Annotated in this window: 16 protein-coding genes; 8 read left to right on the top strand and 8 right to left on the bottom strand. The window is 39.8% G+C overall.

Annotation, left to right across the window (positions count from 1 at the left end):
• Positions 1 to 211 precede the first annotated feature (211 nt).
• The 3 genes from HMPREF9420_RS03660 (at position 212) to guaA (ending at position 4,197) form a co-directional block, all read left to right on the top strand.
• Complete coding sequence (locus HMPREF9420_RS03660) at positions 212 to 1,756, top strand: RapZ C-terminal domain-containing protein (RefSeq protein WP_007134091.1); 1,545 nt, start codon at positions 212 to 214, stop codon at positions 1,754 to 1,756.
• A 70-nt stretch (positions 1,757 to 1,826) separates the two neighbouring features.
• Entirely contained in the window at positions 1,827 to 2,621 is a 795-nt protein-coding gene (locus HMPREF9420_RS03655; RefSeq protein WP_044078741.1) for a sugar phosphate nucleotidyltransferase, read from the top strand.
• Between the two features lie 31 nt (positions 2,622 to 2,652).
• Complete coding sequence (guaA, locus tag HMPREF9420_RS03650) at positions 2,653 to 4,197, top strand: glutamine-hydrolyzing GMP synthase (protein ID WP_007134089.1); 1,545 nt, start codon at positions 2,653 to 2,655, stop codon at positions 4,195 to 4,197.
• A gap of 742 nt (positions 4,198 to 4,939) precedes the next feature.
• On the opposite strand, the gene mscL is transcribed toward guaA, so the two are convergent.
• Positions 4,940 to 5,365 carry a large-conductance mechanosensitive channel protein MscL gene (gene mscL / locus HMPREF9420_RS03645; protein ID WP_007134087.1) on the bottom strand — a complete coding sequence of 142 codons (426 nt, stop codon included), beginning with the start codon at positions 5,363 to 5,365 and terminating at the stop codon, positions 4,940 to 4,942.
• A gap of 256 nt (positions 5,366 to 5,621) precedes the next feature.
• On the opposite strand from mscL, the gene gap reads away from it, so the two are divergent.
• Positions 5,622 to 6,650 (top strand): type I glyceraldehyde-3-phosphate dehydrogenase, encoded by a 1,029-nt coding sequence (gap, locus tag HMPREF9420_RS03640; RefSeq protein ID WP_007134086.1) that lies wholly within the window; start codon positions 5,622 to 5,624, stop codon positions 6,648 to 6,650.
• Between the two features lie 110 nt (positions 6,651 to 6,760).
• Positions 6,761 to 7,735 carry a tRNA (adenosine(37)-N6)-dimethylallyltransferase MiaA gene (gene miaA, locus HMPREF9420_RS03635; RefSeq protein ID WP_007134085.1) on the top strand — a complete coding sequence of 325 codons (975 nt, stop codon included), beginning with the start codon at positions 6,761 to 6,763 and terminating at the stop codon, positions 7,733 to 7,735.
• Between the two features lie 67 nt (positions 7,736 to 7,802).
• On the opposite strand, the gene HMPREF9420_RS03630 is transcribed toward miaA, so the two are convergent.
• Complete coding sequence (locus HMPREF9420_RS03630) at positions 7,803 to 8,504, bottom strand: Crp/Fnr family transcriptional regulator (RefSeq protein ID WP_007134084.1); 702 nt, start codon at positions 8,502 to 8,504, stop codon at positions 7,803 to 7,805.
• Between the two features lie 245 nt (positions 8,505 to 8,749).
• Here HMPREF9420_RS03630 and HMPREF9420_RS03625 point away from each other — a divergent pair, with 245 nt between their 5' ends.
• Genes HMPREF9420_RS03625 through HMPREF9420_RS03615 form a run of 3 tightly spaced genes read left to right on the top strand, consistent with a single transcriptional unit; the run spans position 8,750 to position 13,452 of the window.
• Positions 8,750 to 10,714, top strand: coding sequence for a glycogen debranching enzyme N-terminal domain-containing protein (locus tag HMPREF9420_RS03625; protein WP_007134083.1), 1,965 nt, complete (start codon positions 8,750 to 8,752; stop codon positions 10,712 to 10,714).
• Positions 10,711 to 11,979 (top strand): glycosyltransferase family 4 protein, encoded by a 1,269-nt coding sequence (locus HMPREF9420_RS03620; protein WP_007134082.1) that lies wholly within the window; start codon positions 10,711 to 10,713, stop codon positions 11,977 to 11,979. The genes HMPREF9420_RS03625 and HMPREF9420_RS03620 overlap by 4 nt, the downstream gene beginning before the upstream one ends.
• A gap of 45 nt (positions 11,980 to 12,024) precedes the next feature.
• Positions 12,025 to 13,452 (top strand): glycoside hydrolase family 57 protein, encoded by a 1,428-nt coding sequence (locus HMPREF9420_RS03615; RefSeq protein ID WP_007134081.1) that lies wholly within the window; start codon positions 12,025 to 12,027, stop codon positions 13,450 to 13,452.
• 217 nt (positions 13,453 to 13,669) lie between these two features.
• On the opposite strand, the gene HMPREF9420_RS03610 is transcribed toward HMPREF9420_RS03615, so the two are convergent.
• From HMPREF9420_RS03610 to HMPREF9420_RS03585, 6 genes are all read right to left on the bottom strand, one after another.
• Entirely contained in the window at positions 13,670 to 14,353 is a 684-nt protein-coding gene (locus HMPREF9420_RS03610; RefSeq protein ID WP_007134080.1) for an LrgB family protein, read from the bottom strand.
• A gap of 15 nt (positions 14,354 to 14,368) precedes the next feature.
• Positions 14,369 to 14,737 carry a CidA/LrgA family protein gene (locus tag HMPREF9420_RS03605; protein WP_007134079.1) on the bottom strand — a complete coding sequence of 123 codons (369 nt, stop codon included), beginning with the start codon at positions 14,735 to 14,737 and terminating at the stop codon, positions 14,369 to 14,371.
• A 10-nt stretch (positions 14,738 to 14,747) separates the two neighbouring features.
• Positions 14,748 to 15,323 carry a cytidylate kinase-like family protein gene (locus tag HMPREF9420_RS03600; protein WP_007134078.1) on the bottom strand — a complete coding sequence of 192 codons (576 nt, stop codon included), beginning with the start codon at positions 15,321 to 15,323 and terminating at the stop codon, positions 14,748 to 14,750.
• Positions 15,324 to 15,841: 518 nt separating this feature from the next.
• Positions 15,842 to 17,392 carry a DUF4957 domain-containing protein gene (locus HMPREF9420_RS03595; RefSeq protein WP_044079070.1) on the bottom strand — a complete coding sequence of 517 codons (1,551 nt, stop codon included), beginning with the start codon at positions 17,390 to 17,392 and terminating at the stop codon, positions 15,842 to 15,844.
• An 86-nt stretch (positions 17,393 to 17,478) separates the two neighbouring features.
• On the bottom strand, positions 17,479 to 19,314 hold the full coding sequence (locus tag HMPREF9420_RS03590) for a RagB/SusD family nutrient uptake outer membrane protein (protein WP_007134076.1): 1,836 nt from the start codon (positions 19,312 to 19,314) through the stop codon (positions 17,479 to 17,481).
• 10 nt (positions 19,315 to 19,324) lie between these two features.
• Positions 19,325 to 22,534: a SusC/RagA family TonB-linked outer membrane protein gene (locus HMPREF9420_RS03585; protein WP_044079069.1), complete on the bottom strand. Its 3,210-nt coding sequence runs from the start codon at positions 22,532 to 22,534 to the stop codon at positions 19,325 to 19,327.
• Between the last annotated feature and the right edge of the window lie 3 nt (positions 22,535 to 22,537).

The following is a 22,537-nucleotide window of genomic DNA, read 5'->3' as shown; positions in this document are numbered from 1 at the left end:
GATGTTTATACCTTTATTCCTATCTTTGCAAGATGAAAGTAAAATTTGATTGGAAACATGTTGGGTTATTAGCCTTTGTGGCTTGCCTTCTGCTATATATTACAAAGTCGTTTTTTATGTCTTTGGGTATCATGATGATTATTTTGCTTATTGATGCACTGATAGTGCAATGGGAAAATAATCGGAAAAACAAAGATAGATTCAAATAATCATGGAGAAATTAACCGCACTTTATATACAATATAAGGGTGAAGAACCTGCAGAAATAGAGAAGATTCCTGGTGCAGGAAGTAACAGACAATACTATCGTTTCATAGGAAAAGATGGAGAAAGTGTTGTTGGTGTGATTGGAACGAGCCGTGATGAAAACCATGCTTTCATTTATTTGGATCGCCATTTTCAGTTACGTCAATTACCGGTTCCGCATATCTTGGCCGTGAGTGAAGATGAATTGTGTTACTTACAGACCGATTTGGGGCATACATCTTTATTCGATGCCATTCGCGGAGGACGAGAAGCAGGAGGTCGTTACAATCAAAATGAGCAGCAGTTGCTCATTAAAACTATTCGTGCTTTGCCAAATTTCCAAATACGTGGAGCGCGTGGTCTTGATTGGAAGAATTGTTATCCACAGCCTGAATTTGATGAGGAGAGTGTGCTCTTTGATCTCAATTATTTCAAATATTGTTTCTTAAAAGCCACAGGACTCGACTTTCATGAGTTGAAACTTGAAGCAAACTTTCACATGTTTGCCCAAGATTTGACGTCTGAAACGTCTGATTGCTTCCTCTATCGTGACTTCCAAGCGCGTAATGTTATGCTCGATCAAGAGGGTAATCCCTATTTCATTGACTTTCAGGGTGGGCGAAAGGGGCCTTTCTATTATGACCTTGCATCATTCCTTTGGCAAGCTTCTGCGAAATATTCCTTTAAACTTCGCCGCACATTAACGTATGAATACTATGATGCTTTGCAGCAATATGTAGAAGTACCCAGCGTGCGCCATTTTGTCAATCGATTGAGTTTATTTGTATTGTTCCGCTTACTTCAGGTGCTCGGAGCATATGGTTTTCGGGGCTATTTCGAACGAAAGAAACACTTCATTGACTCCATTCCTCCTGCAATTGATAATCTTCGGGAGTTGTTAAAGATGCCACAAGAGACGTTCCCTTACCCTTATTTGATGAACATGTTGCAACGATTGACGGAACTTCCCCAGTTCGCTGAGGTTGAAAAACCCGTCATGACACGTTCCGATGGCTTTAAGATTAGTGACAATAATGTGTATGAATCACATCCTCAAGACGGGCCGGCGACGTTCTCAAAATATGATGATAAGGGACCATTGGTGCTTAGAATATATAGCTTTTCTTATCGAAAAGGAATTCCAGAAGACCCTTCTGGTAATGGTGGTGGATATGTTTTCGACTGTCGAAGTACACATAATCCCGGGCGATATGAGCCTTATAAGAAGCTGACAGGATTGGATGAACCTGTCATTCGCTTTCTTGAAGATGACGGAGAAATACTTACTTTCCTTGAAAGTGTTTACAAATTAGCCGATCATCACGTAGCTCGCTATATACAACGAGGCTTTACGAGTTTGATGTTTTCGTTTGGATGTACTGGTGGCCAGCATCGTTCTGTGTATAGTGCGCAGCATCTTGCCGAGCATCTTCACGATAAATTTGGTGTCAAAGTGATTGTTTGTCATCGTGAACAAGGTATAGAACAGGTGTTCGAAGCAAAGAAATAACGAGTAAACAAGATAAATAAATTTGGGTGATTCAATAGAAATCACTAAATTTGTAGACATAAAATTCAGCATGATGCAAGCAATGATATTCGCCGCAGGAATGGGAACTCGCCTGAAACCACTTACCGATAGTATGCCAAAAGCATTGGTAAGGGTGGGTGGAGAGCCACTGCTCAAGCGTGTAATCCTAAGATTAAAGTCGGCAGGTTTTGAGAGAATAGTCATCAATGTGCATCATTTTGCCGACCAAATCATTGACTATCTAAGGGAAAATGACAATTTTCATCTTGATATTCGCATCAGTGATGAAACTAATGGCTTACTCGAAACTGGCGGAGGAATAAAGTTTGCCCACTCTCTTTTTACCAAAAATGAACCCATTTTGATTCATAATGTCGACATTTTAAGTAATGTTGACCTCAAGAAGTTCTATACTTCAGACCGAAAAATAATGTGCCCTTCTTGTGGTGTTCCCCACGAAATGGCTGGTGCAGTGTTGCTTGTTAGTTGGCGAAAAACCAAGCGCTATCTATTGTTTAACCAGGAAATGCGCCTCGTAGGATGGGTAAATATAGAGACAGGTCAGGTGAAAAGCCCTTATAAAGAAATACAAAAGGCGTCAGTAGATGACTTGAAGAAGCATTATAAAATGTATGCTTTCTCTGGTATTCACACGTTTTCTCCACAACTCTTTCCTTTGATGAACGACTATCCTGAACGTTTCCCCATCATGGAATTCTACTTGCAGAACTGCGACAAAGTAGCCATTAAAGGGTATATAAAGCCTGATCTTAAACTGATGGATGTGGGAAAACTTGACACGCTTGACCAGGCAGAAGCCTTTGCTCAGCAGCTGATTGATTGATAAGAAATATCACAAATAATATCCATTTACTATGCAACAGAAGATAATAATTCTTGATTTCGGTTCACAAACCACACAGCTGATTGGCCGACGTGTGCGTGAACTGGATACCTTCTGCGAGATTTTACCTTACAACAAGTTTCCAAAAGACGACCCAAATATCATTGGTGTAATCTTAAGCGGAAGTCCTTATTCGGTGCATGATGAGGAGGCTTTTAAGGTGGAATTAAGCCAGTTTATTGGTAAATACCCTGTTTTGGGTATCTGCTATGGAGCACAATACATCTCTTATGCTGGCGGAGGAACCGTTGAACAGACTGGAACGCGCGAATATGGCCGTGCAAATCTTGAGATGATTGACTGCAATTGCCGCATCTTTAAGGGCTTTGAGAAAGGCTCACAAGTATGGATGAGTCACGGCGATACGATTACTTCGATTCCTAAAGATTTCCATATTACGGGCTCAACTTCCGATGTTAAGTATGCAGCTTTTGCCAATGAAGACAAGAATGTATGGTGCGTTCAGTTCCATCCAGAGGTGTTCCATTCACTGCAAGGTATGCAATTACTGCGCAATTTCGTTGTAGACATTTGTAAAAGTAAACAAGAATGGAGTGCAGCTTCATTCGTAGAGAGCACTGTTGCAGAGTTAAAAGCACAGTTAGGTAACGACAGAGTAATCCTCGGTTTGTCAGGAGGTGTAGACTCATCTGTATGTGCTACCTTGCTCAATAAAGCTATTGGAGATCATCTCACCTGTATCTTTGTAGATCATGGTATGCTTCGTAAGAACGAGTTTTCTAAGGTAATGGAAGCTTATGAGGGGCTTGGTCTTCATGTGATTGGCGTAGATGCCAGTGAAAAATTCTTCAAAGACTTAGAAGGAGTGACTGATCCTGAACAGAAACGCAAGATTATTGGTCGTGATTTTGTTGAGGTTTTCAATGCTGAAGCAAAGAAGATTACCGATGCAAAATGGTTGGCTCAGGGAACAATCTATCCTGATCGTATAGAAAGTTTGAGTATCACGGGCATGACAATCAAGAGTCATCACAATGTAGGTGGACTTCCAGAAGAGATGAAACTCAAGCTTTGTGAACCCTTGCAATGGCTATTTAAGGACGAGGTTCGACGTGTAGGCTATGAGTTAGGCATGCCAGAACGTCTCATAAAACGCCATCCTTTCCCAGGTCCAGGCTTAGCCGTTCGCATCCTTGGTGACATTACTCGTGAGAAAGTTCGCATCCTTCAAGATGCTGATGACATCTATATTGAGAAGATGCATCACTATAAATTGCCAGATGGAACGACTCTCTATGACAATGTTTGGCAAGCTGGTACCGTACTGCTTTCTACCATTCGGTCGGTTGGAGTGATGGGAGATGAACGCACTTATGAGCATCCTGTAGCACTGCGCGCAGTGACTTCTATGGATGCAATGACAGCAGACTGGGCACACCTTCCTTATGATTTCATGGCCGAAGTGTCTAATGAAATCATCCGAAAGGTAAAGGGAGTTAACCGCGTTTGTTATGACATATCCTCAAAACCACCTTCGACAATCGAGTGGGAGTAAAGGAACCATAAAAAGATAAAATTCTAAAAGGGTAAAAATAGAAGAATAAAGGCACATAAAGAGAAGTCGTTTTGCAATTTATATTCGTGTAAATCTTTTCTCTTCTCAGCTTTATTTATTCCTCTCTTTTTACCCTTTTATATTCTTAAGGCTATTCCACTAAAAAACTTTACAATATCCTTCTCATAACTCGCGTATTTGAAACGGAGGTTGGTTTCTTTCAAAAAATACTCGTTTTTCAAGGCTATCAAAAGACATTGCGTATCAATTGGTTACGAAAAAGAGAAGGAAGAATCGACAAATTTGTAGTAGAATAAAACCTTGTTTCACGTCAAATGGTATTGTAAAATAGCCCATATTGTGGGATGATATGGTACAGAATACGTCATGAAATAGTAGGGATAGCGTTGCAATATGACTGATTTCGTTTACAACTTAGCTTTGTTTTTGTTTATGTTTTGCTTTTAACAGCCGATTTTTTGATTTTTTCTCTCTTTCTTTTTCTATTTCATTGATTTATGAAAGACTAAAAATAGGTATTTAATCATTACATTTTTGTATGTTGAATACTACAGAAACACCTTGTCTGTTGTGAAGAAAACAACGATATATAGAGAGGAGTGAAATGCTGATAGGACTTTAAGAGGGTTTGCTTTAACAATATTTCAAGAGACGAAAAAAGGAAGTTTGACGTGAAAAACACGTTCAAACTTCCTTTATTTCCTATAGAATTAACGATTGCTTATTTGTTTTTCAGCAAATCACGAATTTCAGATAATAACTTCTCTTCAGCTGTTGGTTCTGGATTAGGGGCTGGAGCTGCAGACTCTTCTTTTTTCTTTTGCGACAACTTATTAATGGCTTTTACAAGCAAGAACACACAGAAGGCGATAATGATAAAGTTGAAAACATTCTGCAAGAAGTTTCCATAGTTGATTGTTACGCTTTGCATGTGCTCGACACCTGGTAGTTGTACCTCGGGCAATTGAATCTTTAGGTCGCTGAACTTCACTCCACCGATGAGCCAACCAATAGGAGGCATGATGATATCATCAACGATAGAAGTAATGATTTTACCGAAAGCACCGCCGATGATAACACCGACTGCCATGTCAACTGCATTGCCTTTAACCGCAAAGTCTTTGAATTCTTGAATGAATTTACCCATGTCTGTAATATTTAAGATAATGTTTAGTTTTTAAAATTGCATGCCTTTCTTTTGTCATATCGGCTTTGCAATCCCCCTCATACAATCTTGTTAATCCGTGATATATAGGGAGTGATACTATTTTTTATAATATTTAATATAACTTGCGCCTGCAAAAATAAAAAAATATTGTATCTTGCAATCGTAACAAGAGAAATGTTGCGATATAAAAAATAAAAATATTGTTTTATAAACCTTTATAAAAAGTAAATTAAAAATGGTAAATGTAGCTATTAACGGCTTTGGTCGTATTGGTCGTCTCGCATTCCGTCAGATGTTTGAGGCAGAAGGTTATGAGGTTGTTGCTATCAATGACTTGACAAGTCCTAAGATGCTTGCTCACCTTTTGAAGTATGATACAGCACAGGGTGGCTTCGCTGGCAAGTATGGTGAAGGCAAACACACAGTAGAAGCAACTGAAGACTCAATCATCGTTGATGGTAAGGAGATTAAGATTTCTGCTGAGAAAGACGCTGCTAACTGCCCATGGGCTGCTAACAATGTAGATGTTGTTCTCGAATGTACAGGTTTCTATACTTCTAAAGAGAAGGCTTCTGCTCACTTGAAGGCAGGTGCAAAGAAGGTTGTTATTTCTGCTCCAGCTGGTAACGATCTTCCAACTATCGTATTCAATACTAACCACAAGACTCTGACTCCAGCTGATACAGTTATCTCTGCAGCTTCTTGTACAACAAACTGCTTGGCTCCTATGGCTGCAGCTTTGAATGGTTATGCTCCTATTCAGAGTGGTATTATGTCAACAATCCACGCTTATACAGGTGACCAAATGATTCTTGATGGTCCTCAGCGTAAGGGTGATCTCCGCCGTTCTCGTGCTGGTGCATGCAACATTGTGCCTAACTCAACAGGTGCAGCTAAGGCTATCGGTCTCGTAATTCCTGAGTTGAATGGTAAACTTATCGGTTCAGCACAGCGCGTTCCAACTCCAACAGGTTCAACAACTATCCTTGTTGCTGTTGTAAAGGGTAAGGATGTTACTGTAGAAGGCATCAATGCTGCTATGAAGGCTGCTGCAAACGAGAGCTTTGGTTACAATGAAGATCAGATTGTTTCTTCTGATATCATCGGTATGCGCTTTGGTTCTTTGTTCGATGCAACACAGACAATGGTTAGCAAAATCGACGATGACACCTATCAGGTACAAGTTGTTTCTTGGTATGATAACGAGAACTCTTACACCTCTCAGATGGTACGTACAATCAAGTTCTTCGCAGAACTGAAGTAATACAATAATGAGTCATTTAATTGTTGCACTCATATAAGAGCGTAACAGAATGATGAAATATAATCCCTGTCGGCTTGCTGACAGGGATTTTTTTTATTAACTTTGTCTTTATGAACAATAAATCTAATGACAATATGCTTGCAGATTCACATCCTTTAATTGCTATCGTGGGGCCAACAGCTTCTGGAAAGACAAATTTTGCAGCCCATCTTGCGGCTCGTCTTGATGCAGAAATTATCAGCGCCGATAGCAGACAGGTTTATCGTGATATGACGATTGGTACAGGAAAAGATTTGGATGACTATATTGTTGATGGCCAAAAGATTCCATACCACTTAATAGATATCTGCAATGCCGGTACAAAATATAATCTTTTTAGATATCAAGAAGACTTCTTAAATGCTTATTCAGATATTGTGAAGCGAGGCAAACAAGCAATCCTTTGCGGTGGAACTGGACTTTATGTTGAATCTGTTTTGAAAGGTTATCAGCTTTCTCCTGTACCTCAAAATCAGGCGCTTCGTGATAGACTTTCAGGTAAGTCACTTGAAGAGTTAACCTTAATCTTAGAGGAGTTAAAGTTGAAAAATGGAGCAAAAATGCATAATAAGACGGATGTAGACTCGTGTCAACGTGCTATACGTGCTATTGAAATAGAAAGTTATAACCTTGAAAATCCAACACAGAATAGGCTCTTTCCTCCAATTAAGTCGCTGATAATAGGAATTGATATTGACCGAGATACTCGGAGAAAGAAAATCACTGATAGGTTGAAACAGCGCTTAGAATCAGGTATGATAGATGAAATCAAAGGACTACTTGAGCGTGGTATTGCTGCGGATGACCTTATTTATTATGGTCTTGAGTATAAGTTTGTGACCGAATATCTCATGGGAAAGGTGGATTATAAGACTATGTTTGCGAGCCTTGAAATAGCAATTCATCAGTTTGCTAAACGCCAAATGACATGGTTTAGAGGTATGGAAAGGCGAGGGTTTGATATCCATTGGATAGATGCTTCATTGCCAATGGAAGATAAATTAAAACAGGTTGAGGAGCTTTTAGATTCCTATCATCATAGTTAAAAAATCATTTCAAAAGACTCCTCCACCTTATTTATATATAGGATGCTGATATTTTAGTCATTAAAAGTTATCCCATCTTATTAATTTTCTTAAGTTCTTCACTATTGAGGAACTTGATTTTACGTCCATCAATCGCTATAAGTTTCTCATTAGCAAAGGCAGATAGCGTTCGGATGGCATTGCTTGTAGTCATATTTGAGAGGTTTGCCAAGTCTTCACGGCTAAGATATATGCTCAATGTATAACCGTCTTCTTCTAATCCATAATTATCTTTCAACAGAAGAAGTGCTTCGGCTAATCGTGCACGGATATGCTTTTGCGTCAGATTTACAATGCGATTTGCGAAATGTCCCAACTCTTTTGACAAGTTCTTTAGAAAGAAAAGATTGATATTGAAGTTTTCTTTCATCATCTGAATGATAATATACATGTCTATATAAGCAATGGTAGAGTCTTCCAATGCCATTGCCTCAGTTGTATAAGATTCGTCTGCAAAGTAGGCTATGAAGCCGAAAAACTCCATTGGTTTGACTATACGTATAATCTGATTACGCCCACCTATACCCATCTTTGATACCTTAACCTTACCATGTATGAGTAGTTTCATACAATTGGGATTATCTATATCCCTATATATATATTGGCCTTTTATGATTCTTTTAATTTGAACATTGTCGAGGAATGCCTTCTGTTGGCCTTCAGATATAGGTCCCCATAGATGTATGAGGGCCTTAATAACCTCGTTCCTTGTGTTATCTTGATTTAGCATCTTGCATTAATTATTAATTACAATCTTTGTTATTAGCGATTACAAATATAATAAAAAACTCTCAATGTCATCCTCATTTTTGACAAAATTATACGATTTGTTGATTTTAAAGTAGTTTTTTAAAAAAAAGATATGCATTTTATTGGTGCATTTATTGAAATTGATTAACTTTGAGAACAAGTGAAGACGCTGAGTCTTTACATTAACCAAAGCATATAGAACATAATAAACCTTAGTACAGAACTATGAGCTATCTAAAGTTTGAAAAGGCATTGATGACGAATTTACAAGAGTCGTTGCAACGCGAGTTGCTTCGAACGAATCGTTCAGGTGCATACGCTTGTTCTACGATTGTAGACTGCAATACGAGGAAATATCATGGTTTGTTGGTGGTTCCCGTGCCGGAAATCGATGACGAAAACCATGTTTTATTGTCTTCTTTAGATGTTACAGTCGTGCAACATGGAGCAGAATTTAACCTTGGTCTCCACAAATACCATGGTGATACCTATAGCCCCAATGGGCATAAGTATATCCGTGAGCTTGTTTGTGATAAGGTTCCAACAATTATTTACCGTGTAGGCGGAGTTATTTTGAAGCGAGAGATTGTGTTTCAACACTACGAAGATCGAATTCTTATACGCTATACGTTGGTCGATGCGCATTCAGATACAACCTTACGACTACGTCCTTTCTTGGCTTTTCGAAGTGTTCGGGAGTTTACACACGAGAATTCTGTTGCGAGCCGAGACTTCCAATCGGTTGATAATGGAATCAAAACACGAATGTATCCGAGTTATCCCGAACTCTTTATGCAATTGAGTAAGTCCAATGAATTTATCTTCCAACCCGATTGGTACCGTGGAATAGAATATTCAAAAGAGCAAGAACGTGGTTATGCTTCTAACGAAGACCTTTATGTTCCTGGTTATTTTGAAGTGAATATAAAGAAAGGTGAGAGTATTGTTTTTGCGGCTTCTACTTCTGAAATCAAAACAACTACATTAAAAAAGCTTTTTGACGAGGAGGTTGAAGAACGCACACCGCGTGATAATTTCTTTCATTGTCTTGTCAATGCTGCCCACCAATTCCACATTCATGAAAAGAATGATGATCGTTATATCCTTGCAGGCTATCCTTGGTTTAAGTGCCGTGCGCGTGACATGTTTATCGCATTGCCAGGGCTAACATTATCTATTGAGGAGCAAGAATACTTTGAACTCGTTATCAAAACGGCTGAACGAGGGATAAAAGAGTTTATGGAAGGCAAGCCACTTAGTGTGAAAATCACTGAGATTGAGCAGCCCGATGTCTTGCTTTGGCTTATCTGGTGTCTACAGCAATATGCCAAAGAGGTAGGGCTTGAAGCCTGTTTGAAACGCTATGGAAAGTTTATGAAGCAAGTACTTCAGTTCATAGAAGAAGGTAAGCATCCTAATTTGGAAGTAAAGGAAAATGGACTTCTATATACTGATGGACGTGGAAAATCTGTTACTTGGATGAATTCCAGTGTGAATGGCAGCCCTGTTGTTGTTCGAACGGGATACATCGTAGAGTTCAATGTATTATGGTATAACGCATTAAAGTTCTGTTCTTCTTTGGCAGAATTAAACAATAACCATAAAGAAGTAGCTCATTTAGAAGCGTTAGCAGAGCGTTGTCAGCAATCATTTAGTAAGGTTTTCTATAATGAATACGGCTATTTGTTTGACTATGTTAATGGTGGTTCGCAAGATTATAGCGTTCGACCGAATATGATTTTTGCCGTAGCTCTCGATTATTCTCCATTGTCTCAAGAGCAGAAGAAGAGTGTACTTGATGTATGTACCCGTGAACTTCTGACCCCAAAAGGCTTGCGTTCACTATCTCCAAAGAGTAGTGGTTACAACCCAATCTATACTGGTCCACAGGTGCAAAGAGACTATGCTTATCATCAAGGTACAGCTTGGCCATGGCTTGGAGGCTTTTATATGGAAGCATGTTTGAAACTATATAAGCGCACAAGGCAAAGCTTTGTTGAACGCCAAATGGTTGGATATGAAGATGAAATGTTCCAGCATTGCATAGGAACTATTCCTGAACTATTTGATGGCAACCCGCCTTTCCATGGGCGTGGAGCTATTTCTTTTGCTATGAATGTGGCCGAGATACTGCGTACACTCGAACTCTTGGAACGCTATAACTTTAATTCTGGGGAGGAAAGAAAATGAAGATCTTGATGTTTGGATGGGAATATCCCCCTCATGTTTATGGTGGTTTAGCCACAGCTAATTATGGTATCACTGAAGGTTTGCACGCACATGGTAATGCGGAAATCACGCTTTGTCTCCCCAAACCATTTGGAGATGAAGACCGAACACCGGCAAACATTCTTGCAATGAATTGTGTTCCCATTGCATGGCGTGACGTGAATTACGATTATGTTAAAGATAGAGTAGGGCATGTTATGAGTCCTGAACTCTACTATCAACTACGTGATCACATCTATGGTGACTTCAATTATATGCATGTTAACGACCTTGGCTGCATGGATTTTGCAGGAGGTTATCCTTCAAATCTGCATGAAGAAATTAATAACTACTCTGTTATTGCAGGCGTAGTTGCCAGGACTTTAGACTTCGATATTATTCATGCACACGATTGGTTGACTTATCCTGCTGGCATACATGCTAAGCAAGTGACTGGGAAACCATTGTGTATACACGTTCATGCCACTGATTTTGATCGTAGTAGAGGCCAAGTTAATCCCACTGTTTACGGCATAGAGAAGGATGGAATGGATAATGCTGACTGTATCATGTGTGTTAGTGAATTGACACGTCAGACTGTAATTCATCAGTATTATCAAGATCCTCGCAAGGTGTTTACAGTGCATAATGCCGTTTATCCGTTAAAGAAGGAATGGCAGGAGATACCTCGTCCAGACCATAGAGGAAAAGAGAAGGTTGTGACATTCTTAGGGCGTATCACGATGCAGAAAGGCCCAGAGTATTTCATTGAGGCTGCAAACATGGTGCTCCATCGCACACGAAACATTCGTTTTTGTATGGCAGGATCAGGTGATATGCTTGATCAGATGATTTATTTAGCAGCAGAACGCGGTATTGCAGACCGTTTCCATTTCCCTGGTTTCATGCGAGGAAAGGAGGTTTATGAATGCTTAAAAGATTCCGATGTCTATGTAATGCCTTCGGTAAGCGAACCTTTTGGTATCTCACCACTTGAGGCAATGCAATGCGGAACGCCTTCGATTATTTCGAAACAGAGTGGTTGTGCCGAGATTCTTACCAATTGTATAAAGATGGATTACTGGGATATTCATGCACTTGCTGATGCAATTTATAGTATCTGTTGTAATGAAAGTCTTTTCGATTACCTTGCTGTTGAAGGGAAAAAAGAGGTTGATCAAATCACATGGGATAAGGTAGGACAATGGATTTACGAGCTTTATGAGCGTACGTTAGGCTGGAAATAAATTATATAATATAATGTTTGACCAAATAATCATCAAGTAAAGAATATGAAAACAATTTGTTTATACTTCGAGATACATCAGATTATACATCTTAGACGCTATCGTTTCTTTGATATAGGAACCGACCATTACTATTACGATGACTATGAAAATGAGCATAGTATAACAGATATTGCAGAACGTTCCTATATGCCTGCACTCAACACCCTACTCGAAATGATTAAGAATAATGGTAATTATTTCAAGGTAGCATTCTCACTTAGTGGTGTGGGTATGGAGCAATTAGAGATGCATGCCCCTCAAGTGTTGGAGAAATTACAAGAGCTTAACGAGACGGGGTGTGTGGAATTTTTGGCTGAACCCTATTCACATGGACTTGCTTCTTTAGTGAACGAAGAAAGCTTTGCAGATGAAGTAAAACGGCAATGCACTAAAATCAAAGAGTATTTTGGCCAATCTCCGAAGGTGCTTCGTAACTCTTCACTCATCTATAGCGATGAGATTGGCTTCCAAGTAGCTCAAATGGGATTCAAAGGTATGCTTACTGAAGGCGCAAAGCATGTCTTAGGATGGAAGTCTCCACATTATATTTATAGCAGTGCAATGGCTCCTCAGTTGAAGTTATTACTGAGAGATATCCAACTTAGCGATGATATTTCTTTGCGTTTCAATAATCGTGATTGGTCAGGATATCCATTGTTTGCCGATCGTTACATTGATGAGATTGCGTCATTGCCTGAGCAAGAGAAGGTTATTAATATTTTTATGGAACTTTCAGCCTTAGGAATTGCACAACCTTTGTCCAGCAATATCCTCGAATTCTTTAAGGCTTTACCTGTTTGTGCAAAGGAAAAGGATATCACATTCTCTACTCCTTCCGAAATCTGTAGTACGTTTAAACCTGTCGATACATTAAGTGTTCCCGACACTTTAAGCTGGGTTGACGAAGAACGTGATGTTAGTTCATGGCTTGGGAACCCTATGCAGCGTGAAGCTTTCAATAAACTTTATAGCGTGGCTGACCGTGTTAGAATTGCCAATGATGCACGAATCAATCAAGACTGGGACTATCTTCAGGCCAGCAATAACTTTAGATTTATGACAACGAAGCCTTCGCGTATTGGCATAGATCTTGGTATTTACAGCAGTCCTTTTGATGCTTTCACCAACTATATGAATATTTTGGGCGACTTTATCACTCGTGTCAATAACCTCTATCCAGCCGAAATAGGAAATGAGGAACTTGAGAGTTTGTTGACAACTATAAAGAATCAAGGTGATGAATTGGCCATGAAGGATAAAGAAATCGTTCGATTGCAGGCCAAAATAGAAAAGATAGAGGATGCAAATAAGAAAGAAGGAGTGAAGGAATCCAAGGCTAAGAAGCCGTCAACCAGCAAGAAACCAGTGGCAAAAAAGCCTACAACAAAGTCTAAAAAGTCTGTAGAAGAACAGAAAAAAGATAAGAAATAGGTAGTTATCACAATTTAACTACATCATATAAAAGCGCTCGGTGGTTGTCCGCCGAGCGCTTTTGTTTGTATAACTAATTTCTCTTTATGATATAATCTAAGTCAGTGTTGCTGATGATAGCACAGCTTTGTGTTCAAAATACGTGTGTCGATAGTCTATCATAAATAAGGGGATTGTCAACAATCCAAACTTATTTATGCCAAAAGTCAAGTAACATTTACATGATTAATGCAAATAATGAGGCACCAATTACCGTCAATATACCGCTGACAACAATCGAAAGACCGCTCGTAGCGCCTTCAATGGTTCCGATTTCCATAGCTTTTGCAGTACCAATTGCATGCGAAGCACTTCCTATTGCGATACCTTTTGCAATGGGTTCCTCTATCTTAAGGAGTGATAAAAACTTCTCCGCGAAGATGTTACCCAATACACCTGACACAATGATTACTACCACTGTAACCGATACATAACCACCTAATTCCTCTGAAACGCCCATGCCAATAGCAGTCGTTATGGACTTAGGGAGGAAGGTTGCATACGTGGCATGATCAAATCGAAAGAGTAGGGCGAGGAGCAAAACTGTTAGTAAACTCGACGCCACTCCAGCCGTAATACCCAATATAATTGCCTTATAATTCTTCTTCAAAAGCTCCACTTGTTGATACAATGGCACGGCAAGACATATTGTTGCTGGTGTGAGAAGGTAACTCAACCAGTTTGAATCTACGTTATAATCTTCATAACTTACGCCGGTCAAAAGCAAGCAGGCAATGACTAAAATGATTGCAATCAGTAGAGGATTCATGAAACTCCATCCCGTCTTTTTCCTGAGATACATACCTATTACGTATGAACCAAGGCTGATTAATACGCCGAAATAAATCGAATCTGTTAGCATATTATTATTGTTATCCTATTTTGTAGCTTTCTTTTCTTTCTTATTTCTACGAATGATTCGTTGGGTAACATAGCCCGCTGCGCCCATAACCGTGAACGTACTCACAGTAGTTACAACAACGTATTGCAGGAGATTTGAACGTATTTCAGCCCAAGAATCAATCAAACCGACAGCTGCCGGAATGAACATCACTGGCATAATAGCTATTAAAAAGATGCTTGTTTCGCGCACATCATTTACTTTTACCCATTTCATCAATAGCGCAATAAAGAGCAACACAATGCCGTAGATGCTGGCAGGGATGGGCAATGGAATCAGAAAATGCAAAAGCTCTCCAATAAATGTGAATGCGATGATGATGATAAATTGTTTGATGAACTTCATCTTTGCACGTTTACTTTAGATTAATCTCACGTATATATTGTTCTATAAAGTCTGCAGAGTTCTCCGTACCCAAGCGTATACTGTCGAAACATAGGTCGTAATCGTTGGCTTCTCCCCATTTCATCCCTGTGTAATACTTATGATAACGCACTCTGCTTTCATCCAAATCATGCACAAATTGCTTGGCTTCTTCATGACTGATATGCTCCTCTTTTACAATTGCAGAGATGCGACCTTGAAGACTACCTTTTAGGAATATGGATACAAGATCTTTGCGATTTCTGAATATATAGTTACCACATCGGCCGATGATAATACAATCTTGCGAACCAATTAAATCGTAAAGAATCTCAAACGCCTTACAATTTGCAACCTTAGGTTCGTCATCAAACTGAGAGATTGCAAACATAAGTTCGTCTACTGGGCGCTCTTCAAAGAAGTCATCCATCTCTTCTAAGACTCCTTTTTGACGTGCCATCTCTAATAGATTCTTGCGGGTATAGAATGGAATACCATAGAAAGCAGACAGCTGTTCGCCAATGTGTAACGCGCCACAGCCGCATTGTCGTGCAATCGTTATTATCATAGGATTTTACTTTATATTGTTATCTTGACATTGCAAAATTACAAATAATTTCATAGATATTCTTTCTTTATCATTTTTTTTTCGTTATTTCGCAAGATTGGTTGTATTTTATGTGTTATAGGTTAAGTAGGAAAGACGTAGTTTCTCTTAAGCTTTTATCGAAGTTTTCTATGCAAATTTGTTAAAAAGTTATAGCTAAGCGTTGGTTTGATAAGGCCTATGGGGAGGCTATTGCAGGGGCATTTGTAAGTTTTGTTGGGCTCGGTTTGTCGTATAGATGTAGCTTGTTGGTAATCAATAGTATAGGAGGTGTTTTACAAAGTGTGTCATTTTATGGCGTGATATGCGTCAAATGATGAAGTAAAATGAATGGTTTCACGCATTAAAATGGCTGAAAATATTTTCTTATTCTCTCATTGTTGTTTCCCATTTACATTCCACTCATCATGAGAAATACAAAAGGCAGTCCTCGCATGGACTGCCTTTTGTATTTAATTTGATTTGAAATGTGTCGAATCTTATCGCTGTGCACCCACTTTCAACTTGCTAATGTCTTTGTTCATCACAGTGAACTGACCCTTCGCTGGATTCTGATAGTTGGGATTATCGCCGTTCTTGCCAGAAACATCTCCATTCCAATAGAGGCTATTATCTTTGTCGCTTGCTGCAAAAATGTTGGCATTATTGCAGTTAAAATAATAGTTGTTGCGGTATTCAGGCGTAGAGGTTGTAGCCTGATTTGTGTATACCGCCTTCGTATTGGTAATGAGATTATTGGCTACTTTGATTCGTTGACCACCTTTCTTTCCATTAAACCGCACATAGAGGATACGTTTACCATTGGCGTCATTCATACAATTATCAATCGTGTTTTGTGTGATATTGATCTCTGGAATGGGGTTGCCAAAGCTGTTAGAAGCATCATCATAGCGTATGAAATCACGCTCAGTAGCGCAATTATAGATAACGTTGTTGTTGATATTCAAGCTCTTTATATAGCCTTTTCGGCAGTCAAAGAGGTCTCCTCCATCACAAACGATGTCGTGGATGAATGAGTTTTGAATATTGATGGCTTCGATTGTAGCACCTACATTAATATAATAGAAACCCTTCATCACTGTACCTGACGAAACGGCTCCATAGAACTCACAATTATTTATGTCGAGTTTCTTGTAGTTAGTTGCCGTCTTATAATTGAAGAACTGGTCGTTAGAAGCATTCTTTGTGCCATCAACAACGACGTTGGTTAATGTTAATCCTGCTCCATTCTCCAATTGGAAGCGTCCCTGAATCTTTGGTTTTGCAGTCTGATATATACCCTTAATGACGATATCTTTATTGATAACGGCACTACCTGCGCCATCTTCTCCAGACCCACCACTAATCTTATAGGTACCATTATACAAGGCAAACACCTGATTAGCTGTGGCATTTTCTAACATCTCACTAAAGTTGTCAGTAGAGCGAACGATAGTTGCGCCCGCGAGATCAATAATGGTTTTGAAGCTTTTTGAACCGCGTTCTTTGCCATTTCGATATAGTTTGAGCGTGTAATCTGTTTCGGGTTGCAGTCCTGTTACATGCGCACGACCATTAGTTTTGTCACTTTCTGTCAGTGTGTATTGAGTTACTTTATTGCCAGTTGTCTTGTTAAACACGGTGATGTTATCAACCTCTTCGCCTGCTGGCCAATGGGCAACGACATCTCTATCACCAACATCTTCAAGCGAGAATGAGGTGAGAATCTGTTGTGCACTGGTGCGGAAATAGACCTCACTCCACTTAGAATTGCGTGAAACATCAGCGCTATCAAGGGCCATTACGCGTGCAGAATATTTTGTATCATATACAAGATTCTCTAACTTAACCGTTGGATTATTGACTTTTAAGGTAAGCGTTGGCTTGCCAGTAAACGTGAGACTATCGTCTGCATAGACTTCAATCTGATAGTTTTTCACGCCTGATAAGGCTGTCCAATTTAGGGTTGCATTACTTTCTCCGATGTTTTTTGCTTCGAGATCTATAGGAGAGAATGCTCTATCGAAGATGATATTCTTAATCTCCTCCATAGGACTTTCACAGGCTGTTAGGCCAAAAGAAAGGCCTAACAAACATGTGGTGATGATATGATTTGTTTTCATTTTGTTTCTTGTTATTAGTCAGACAATTGGCCATAGATGCCATTATTATTGAGCATTCCATTGCTATTGTTGATGAATGTTTGCCAGATGGGCCATAGACAATGGGTGCTTGGTTTGACAACATATAAGCCTTGGATGTAGTCTTCGGTAAGAAGATTGAGACCAGTCTTATTATCTACGAACCAGTTTTTGGATGTCCAACCGGCATTTTTCAGTTCCTGTATCTTGGTGTTATTATCTTCTCCCTTATTAAGTCCATAGACTTGGATGTTATTTGCATCGGTAGTGGCATTGATATAAACCTTATCAGGCAGGCCTGCATAACGTCCGGTGCGGTTGGAAAGTGCGTTGAGTTTTTCAACCTCTTCAGCCATTTTGCTGTCGATAATGCCCCATCTAACGAGGTCAGCCTTGCGTAATGACTCGCCTGCGAACTCCAAAGCACGTTGCTCAACAATGCCTTCAAAGAATGCATTCTTACTTGCTGTGTACTTTGTTTTGAGTGCCATTACCTTGGCAGAAGGAAGTACTCGTGCAAGAACGGGTTCCATATAGGTCCATGCTTTCGCTGTATTTCCAAGTGCATTCTCGGCTTCTGCTGCCATCAAATAAACATCGGCAAGCCGCATATACTGCCAGTTGATACCATCGTCATTAGTAGAAGTGACGATGCGATTCATCCATTCATAGCGTAATTTGCCAAAGCACCATTTATTGATAGACCTTAACTGCACTGACGCTTTACCCTTACTGTCAAGATCTTTACCCCATTCGTAAGGCACACAAGTAATATCTCGGCGCACATCTTCTGTGTCATAATCGTAGTAAAGGGTAGGAGTGGGGCCATTTACACCACCTTGTGCCTGTCCCGTATATTGGTCTTTAGCATTATGTTTGACACCCAATGTATAGAGAACACGGCCGCGTCCTGCTGAGAATGGTATTTCCCAAAGACTCTCTCCGCCTGCTGTGACGTTGTCTTGGCAAAGTTTTGTGAAGTTCTCTTTGAATGAACCAAGTTCATTTTTGCCAGAGTTGATGACGTCTTCACATTCTTTGCGTGCAATCTCATACATCTTTTCAGGAGCCAGTTCTGGGTCTTTTGAAAGGCGATATCCATCACCATGTAGGCCATATCCACCTGCATAAAGAGCGATTCTGGCACGTAAAGCCTTCACAAAGCTCTTGCTTACGCGTTCTGTTGTCTTTGTAATTGCATTCTGATTTGGCCAATAACAATAACGTTCTGCCTCTTTTAGATCGCTTAAAAGCACCTTATAGATGGAGTCACGGTTTGTGCGTGGCAAATAGATGTTATCGTTGTTGTTTGGTGAAAAGCGAGCAGGCACGTCACCCCAAGCCTTTGTTAAGTCGGTATAAATGACTGCTCTTAGCGTTAAAGCTTCACCCAACAGCTGTGCCATATCAGGGTTTTTGTCTATGTTTCCGTACTTTCTGATACCGGCAATTGCAAGGTTTGCACGCTCAATTCCCTCGTAAAACTTAGAATAAGCGTTATTATCGGTATTCATTAATGAATTATTTGCCGGTGTATCAAAGTTCCAAAGGCTTTGCTTTTCGTTTGTAGCATTGGACTTGGATGGCGGCGTTCCACTTCCTACTTCCACATCATTATTGAGGCCATAATAAGGCAAAAAGCGACCTCGATAGGAGTTAGTTTCGCCGAAAGAAACGTTTACTGACATGAGCTCGGCTTCTGCAAGAGCGTATGTAGAGAATGTCGTTGATTCATCAAGTGATGATTGTGTGGGGGCATCTAAATTGCAAGAAGAGAATGTAATGCCTGTAAGCACAACCGACAATAATGTGTAATTGATATATCTTTTCATAGAGATTCGTTTAGAAATTGAGATTTAAGCCGATAACAAATGAACGACTCTTTGGATAAGCTGAATAGTCTACGTTTGGTGTAAGCGCTGTCTTTCTGAAGGTATCTGCTTCAGGATCGAAACCCGAATAACCTGTTATAGTAAACAGATTATAGCCAGTGCAATAAACACGAAGGCTGTTTATGCCAACACGATGCGTCAGATGGTTAGGTAAGGTGTAACCAATGGTAAGCGTATTCAAGCGTAAGAATGATGCATCTTCTATTGCCCAATCAGTTAAAACCATTTTAGACATATAGGGAGACCACATCGTTGTATGCTCATTTAGCTTAGCAAGACGGTCTGGATCATTAGATAATAGGCCTGTTTCTGGGTCCAGATTGGTCCATCGTTTGCCTTCTTTCATCACATCAATCATGTTTCGGTAGATGTATTTTCCAGTTGTTGTATATTCTATTTTGTTGGCATTGTATTCCTGGTTACCAATAGAATAATTGAACTGTGCAGACAAATCAAAGTTGTAAACGCGTGCATTGATGTTGAAACCACCAAAGCAATCGGGTGTGACATCACCTATTTTTACTTTATCACTCGCTGTAACCTTATGGTCACCATCTTGATCTTTTAGTTTCAAAGCACCTGGACGAAGTTTTCCTATAATAGCGGTTGCATCATCAACACCATCTTTCAATGTCCACTTGTCAGTCGATGCATTATATCCTGTGAAGTCAGAAACCTCGTAACGGCCAGCATTTTGATAACCAACGATTTCACCAACACGGCCTCCAACGGCTACAACAAACTCGGGATCGATTTCACTTGATGCCCAATGTGTATCGTTATAGTAGTCCTTTATGCCAAGTTGTATAATCTTGTTTCGGTTGAAATTGATATTACCGCTTAGGTCAATACCCCAATTTCTCTTATTAACAACGTGCCAAGTGAACGTCGTTTCAAAGCCTGAATTCTGTGTTTTTCCGAGATTCCTATACTGGAATTCGTAGCCAGTTCCAGACACAGGGAAGGCTATTAGCAGGTCTTTTGTGGTATTCTTATAGAACTCAAAGCTTCCATTTAGCTTGCCATTGAACAATGTCCAGTCTAATCCTATGTTGCGAGTTATCGTTGTTTCCCACTTCAAATTGGGGTTAGCCATGAAGTTAGATGGCCTTAACAAGGTCGTAAAACCATTCACCCAAGTACGCTGAGATGACGTAGCTGAGTAGGTCATATACTCCTGAATGAGTTGTCCGGAGGGTATATTGTTGTTACCAGCTGTACCAAAACTCAAGCGGAGTTTAAGGTCATCAAGCCACTTTTTCGTGCTATTCATGAACTTTTCACTCGTGATTCTCCATGCTAAAGCGGCTGAAGGGAAGTAGCCCCAACGGTTTTCTTTAGAGAACTTTGAAGAGGCATCAGCGCGGAAAGTGACGCTCGCTAAGTACTTATCTTTATAGCTATAGTTCGCACGGGAGAAGAAAGAGAGGAGTTTATCGTCTGGAGAATAGAAGTCACTTGTACCAGAAGCTGTGCCTTGTGAAGACAAACGCCATGCTGTTGCGGCATCGTATGTCTTGGGGAAGCCTACAATTTGATTGATGTTCTCATGTTCTTTTGTGATGATATATTCATGTCCAAGTAATATGTTTAGGCTGTGATCTTTGTTCTTAATGAGGTTCTTGAAGTCGTAATTTATTGTGTTTGTATTACGGAATCTCTCACGAACATCGTTGTCAAGGCTAATTAATGGATGATCAGCGAAAGCTTGATCGGCATAGTTTCTGGCTTGATATGAAGTCAAACCATAGTAGCGTTGATCATACATCGTGTAGTAATCATATCCAAATTCAGTTTTCAGCGTGAGGTTTTTCATAATTTCCCAGCCAAAAGCTCCAGCCATATTGAAATTCTTATTCTGCTTTTTTTCATCGTTATCTGCTGCAGAAGTGATAGGATCGAATATGTTCATGTCGCTATCATCGAATGAAGTGTTGGCCTCATCCAATCCTTTTAGTGGAATAACGGGATAGATAACAGCATCCTTTAAGCGTTTATCTGTATTGTAACTTCCCTTTGCATCATTAGCTCCTCCGCCTCGAACTTTAGTATCGCTAAAGCGTACTTGCAAGTCGATGGTAGTTCTTTTTGAAGGTTTAGTGTTTAGTTTCAGACTGAAGTTATCACGCTTAAAGTTAGAGCCTATCATGATAGCTTTGTCATTTATGTGTGCATAGCTGAAGGAATACTTTATGTTTTCTGTACCGCCTGTAATGCTTAAGTTATGGTTGTAGGTATGACCTATGCGCCCATATGTCATATCTTGCCAGTCATTTCCTTTCACATTGTCGTACAAATCAATATCTTGATAATTGCCAAAATAATCTGTATAAGAGGAGATTTTACTTGGGTTATTATCATTTTTGAGTAAAGCCAGCTCGTATTGCCATTTAGCATAGTCAGAAGGAGATAACACATTCATCTTCTTTGCAATCTTTTTCCAACTGTAATATGTGTTATAACTCACATTCACTTTACCCGATTTACCATTTTTTGTAGTAACAAGTATAACACCATTTGCACCTCGACTTCCATAGATTGCAGTCGAAGAAGCATCCTTTAACACGGTGATATCCTCTATATCTGTAGCCGGAATGTTGCTAATATCGTCAACAGGGAAGCCGTCAACAATAAAGAGTGGGGCATTGCTTTGTGTGATTGAACCACCTCCACGCACACGAATCTTCACTGTAGCATCAGGAGATCCTTCAGAGGTGCTTACCTGAACACCAGCTAATTTACCTGTTAAAGCTTCAGAAGCAGAGGCAACTGGTACCGAAGCAAGCGCTTCACTACCCACTGTAGACACTGAACCTGTGATGTCTTTACGCTTTACAGAGCCATAACCAATGACAACTACGTCATTCAAACTCGTGGCTTCATCTTCAAGAACAACGTCAACAGTAGTCTTTCCAGCAACACTTAATGTCTGCGTTTTCATGCCGACATAAGATACTGTGATTTTCTTTGTGTTCCCTTTCAACGTGAGAACAAAGTTTCCTTCAAGGTCGGTGATAACACCATTTCCGTGACTTCCAGTTTCCATCACCGTCGCTCCGATGACCGGTTCGCCAGACTTCTCACTCACGGTTCCCTTGATTGTCTGCGCAGATAGATTCCCTACAAGTAGCAATAGGAAGCCAATTAGCGCAATCCGAATTGG

It is taken from the genome of Segatella salivae DSM 15606, assembly GCF_000185845.1.
Taxonomy (GTDB): domain Bacteria; phylum Bacteroidota; class Bacteroidia; order Bacteroidales; family Bacteroidaceae; genus Prevotella; species Prevotella salivae.
The sequence above is the reverse complement of the archived record's forward strand: the minus strand, read 5'-3'. Positions and strand labels throughout refer to the sequence as shown.

Bases quoted from the DNA above. Each gene is read 5' to 3' on its own strand.
- HMPREF9420_RS03610 (WP_007134080.1), bottom strand. From the start codon at position 14,353: ATGCTAACAGATTCGATTTATTTCGGCGTATTAATCAGCCTTGGTTCA.
- HMPREF9420_RS03590 (WP_007134076.1), bottom strand. From the start codon at position 19,314: ATGAAAAGATATATCAATTACACATTATTGTCGGTTGTGCTTACAGGC.
- HMPREF9420_RS03625 (WP_007134083.1), top strand. From the start codon at position 8,750: ATGAGCTATCTAAAGTTTGAAAAGGCATTGATGACGAATTTACAAGAG.
- HMPREF9420_RS03615 (WP_007134081.1), top strand. From the start codon at position 12,025: ATGAAAACAATTTGTTTATACTTCGAGATACATCAGATTATACATCTT.
- gap (WP_007134086.1), top strand. From the start codon at position 5,622: ATGGTAAATGTAGCTATTAACGGCTTTGGTCGTATTGGTCGTCTCGCA.
- HMPREF9420_RS03655 (WP_044078741.1), top strand. From the start codon at position 1,827: ATGATGCAAGCAATGATATTCGCCGCAGGAATGGGAACTCGCCTGAAA.
- miaA (WP_007134085.1), top strand. From the start codon at position 6,761: ATGAACAATAAATCTAATGACAATATGCTTGCAGATTCACATCCTTTA.
- guaA (WP_007134089.1), top strand. From the start codon at position 2,653: ATGCAACAGAAGATAATAATTCTTGATTTCGGTTCACAAACCACACAG.
- mscL (WP_007134087.1), bottom strand. From the start codon at position 5,365: ATGGGTAAATTCATTCAAGAATTCAAAGACTTTGCGGTTAAAGGCAAT.
- HMPREF9420_RS03595 (WP_044079070.1), bottom strand. From the start codon at position 17,392: ATGGAGGAGATTAAGAATATCATCTTCGATAGAGCATTCTCTCCTATA.
- HMPREF9420_RS03620 (WP_007134082.1), top strand. From the start codon at position 10,711: ATGAAGATCTTGATGTTTGGATGGGAATATCCCCCTCATGTTTATGGT.
- HMPREF9420_RS03605 (WP_007134079.1), bottom strand. From the start codon at position 14,737: ATGAAGTTCATCAAACAATTTATCATCATCATCGCATTCACATTTATT.
- HMPREF9420_RS03600 (WP_007134078.1), bottom strand. From the start codon at position 15,323: ATGATAATAACGATTGCACGACAATGCGGCTGTGGCGCGTTACACATT.
- HMPREF9420_RS03630 (WP_007134084.1), bottom strand. From the start codon at position 8,504: ATGCTAAATCAAGATAACACAAGGAACGAGGTTATTAAGGCCCTCATA.
- HMPREF9420_RS03660 (WP_007134091.1), top strand. From the start codon at position 212: ATGGAGAAATTAACCGCACTTTATATACAATATAAGGGTGAAGAACCT.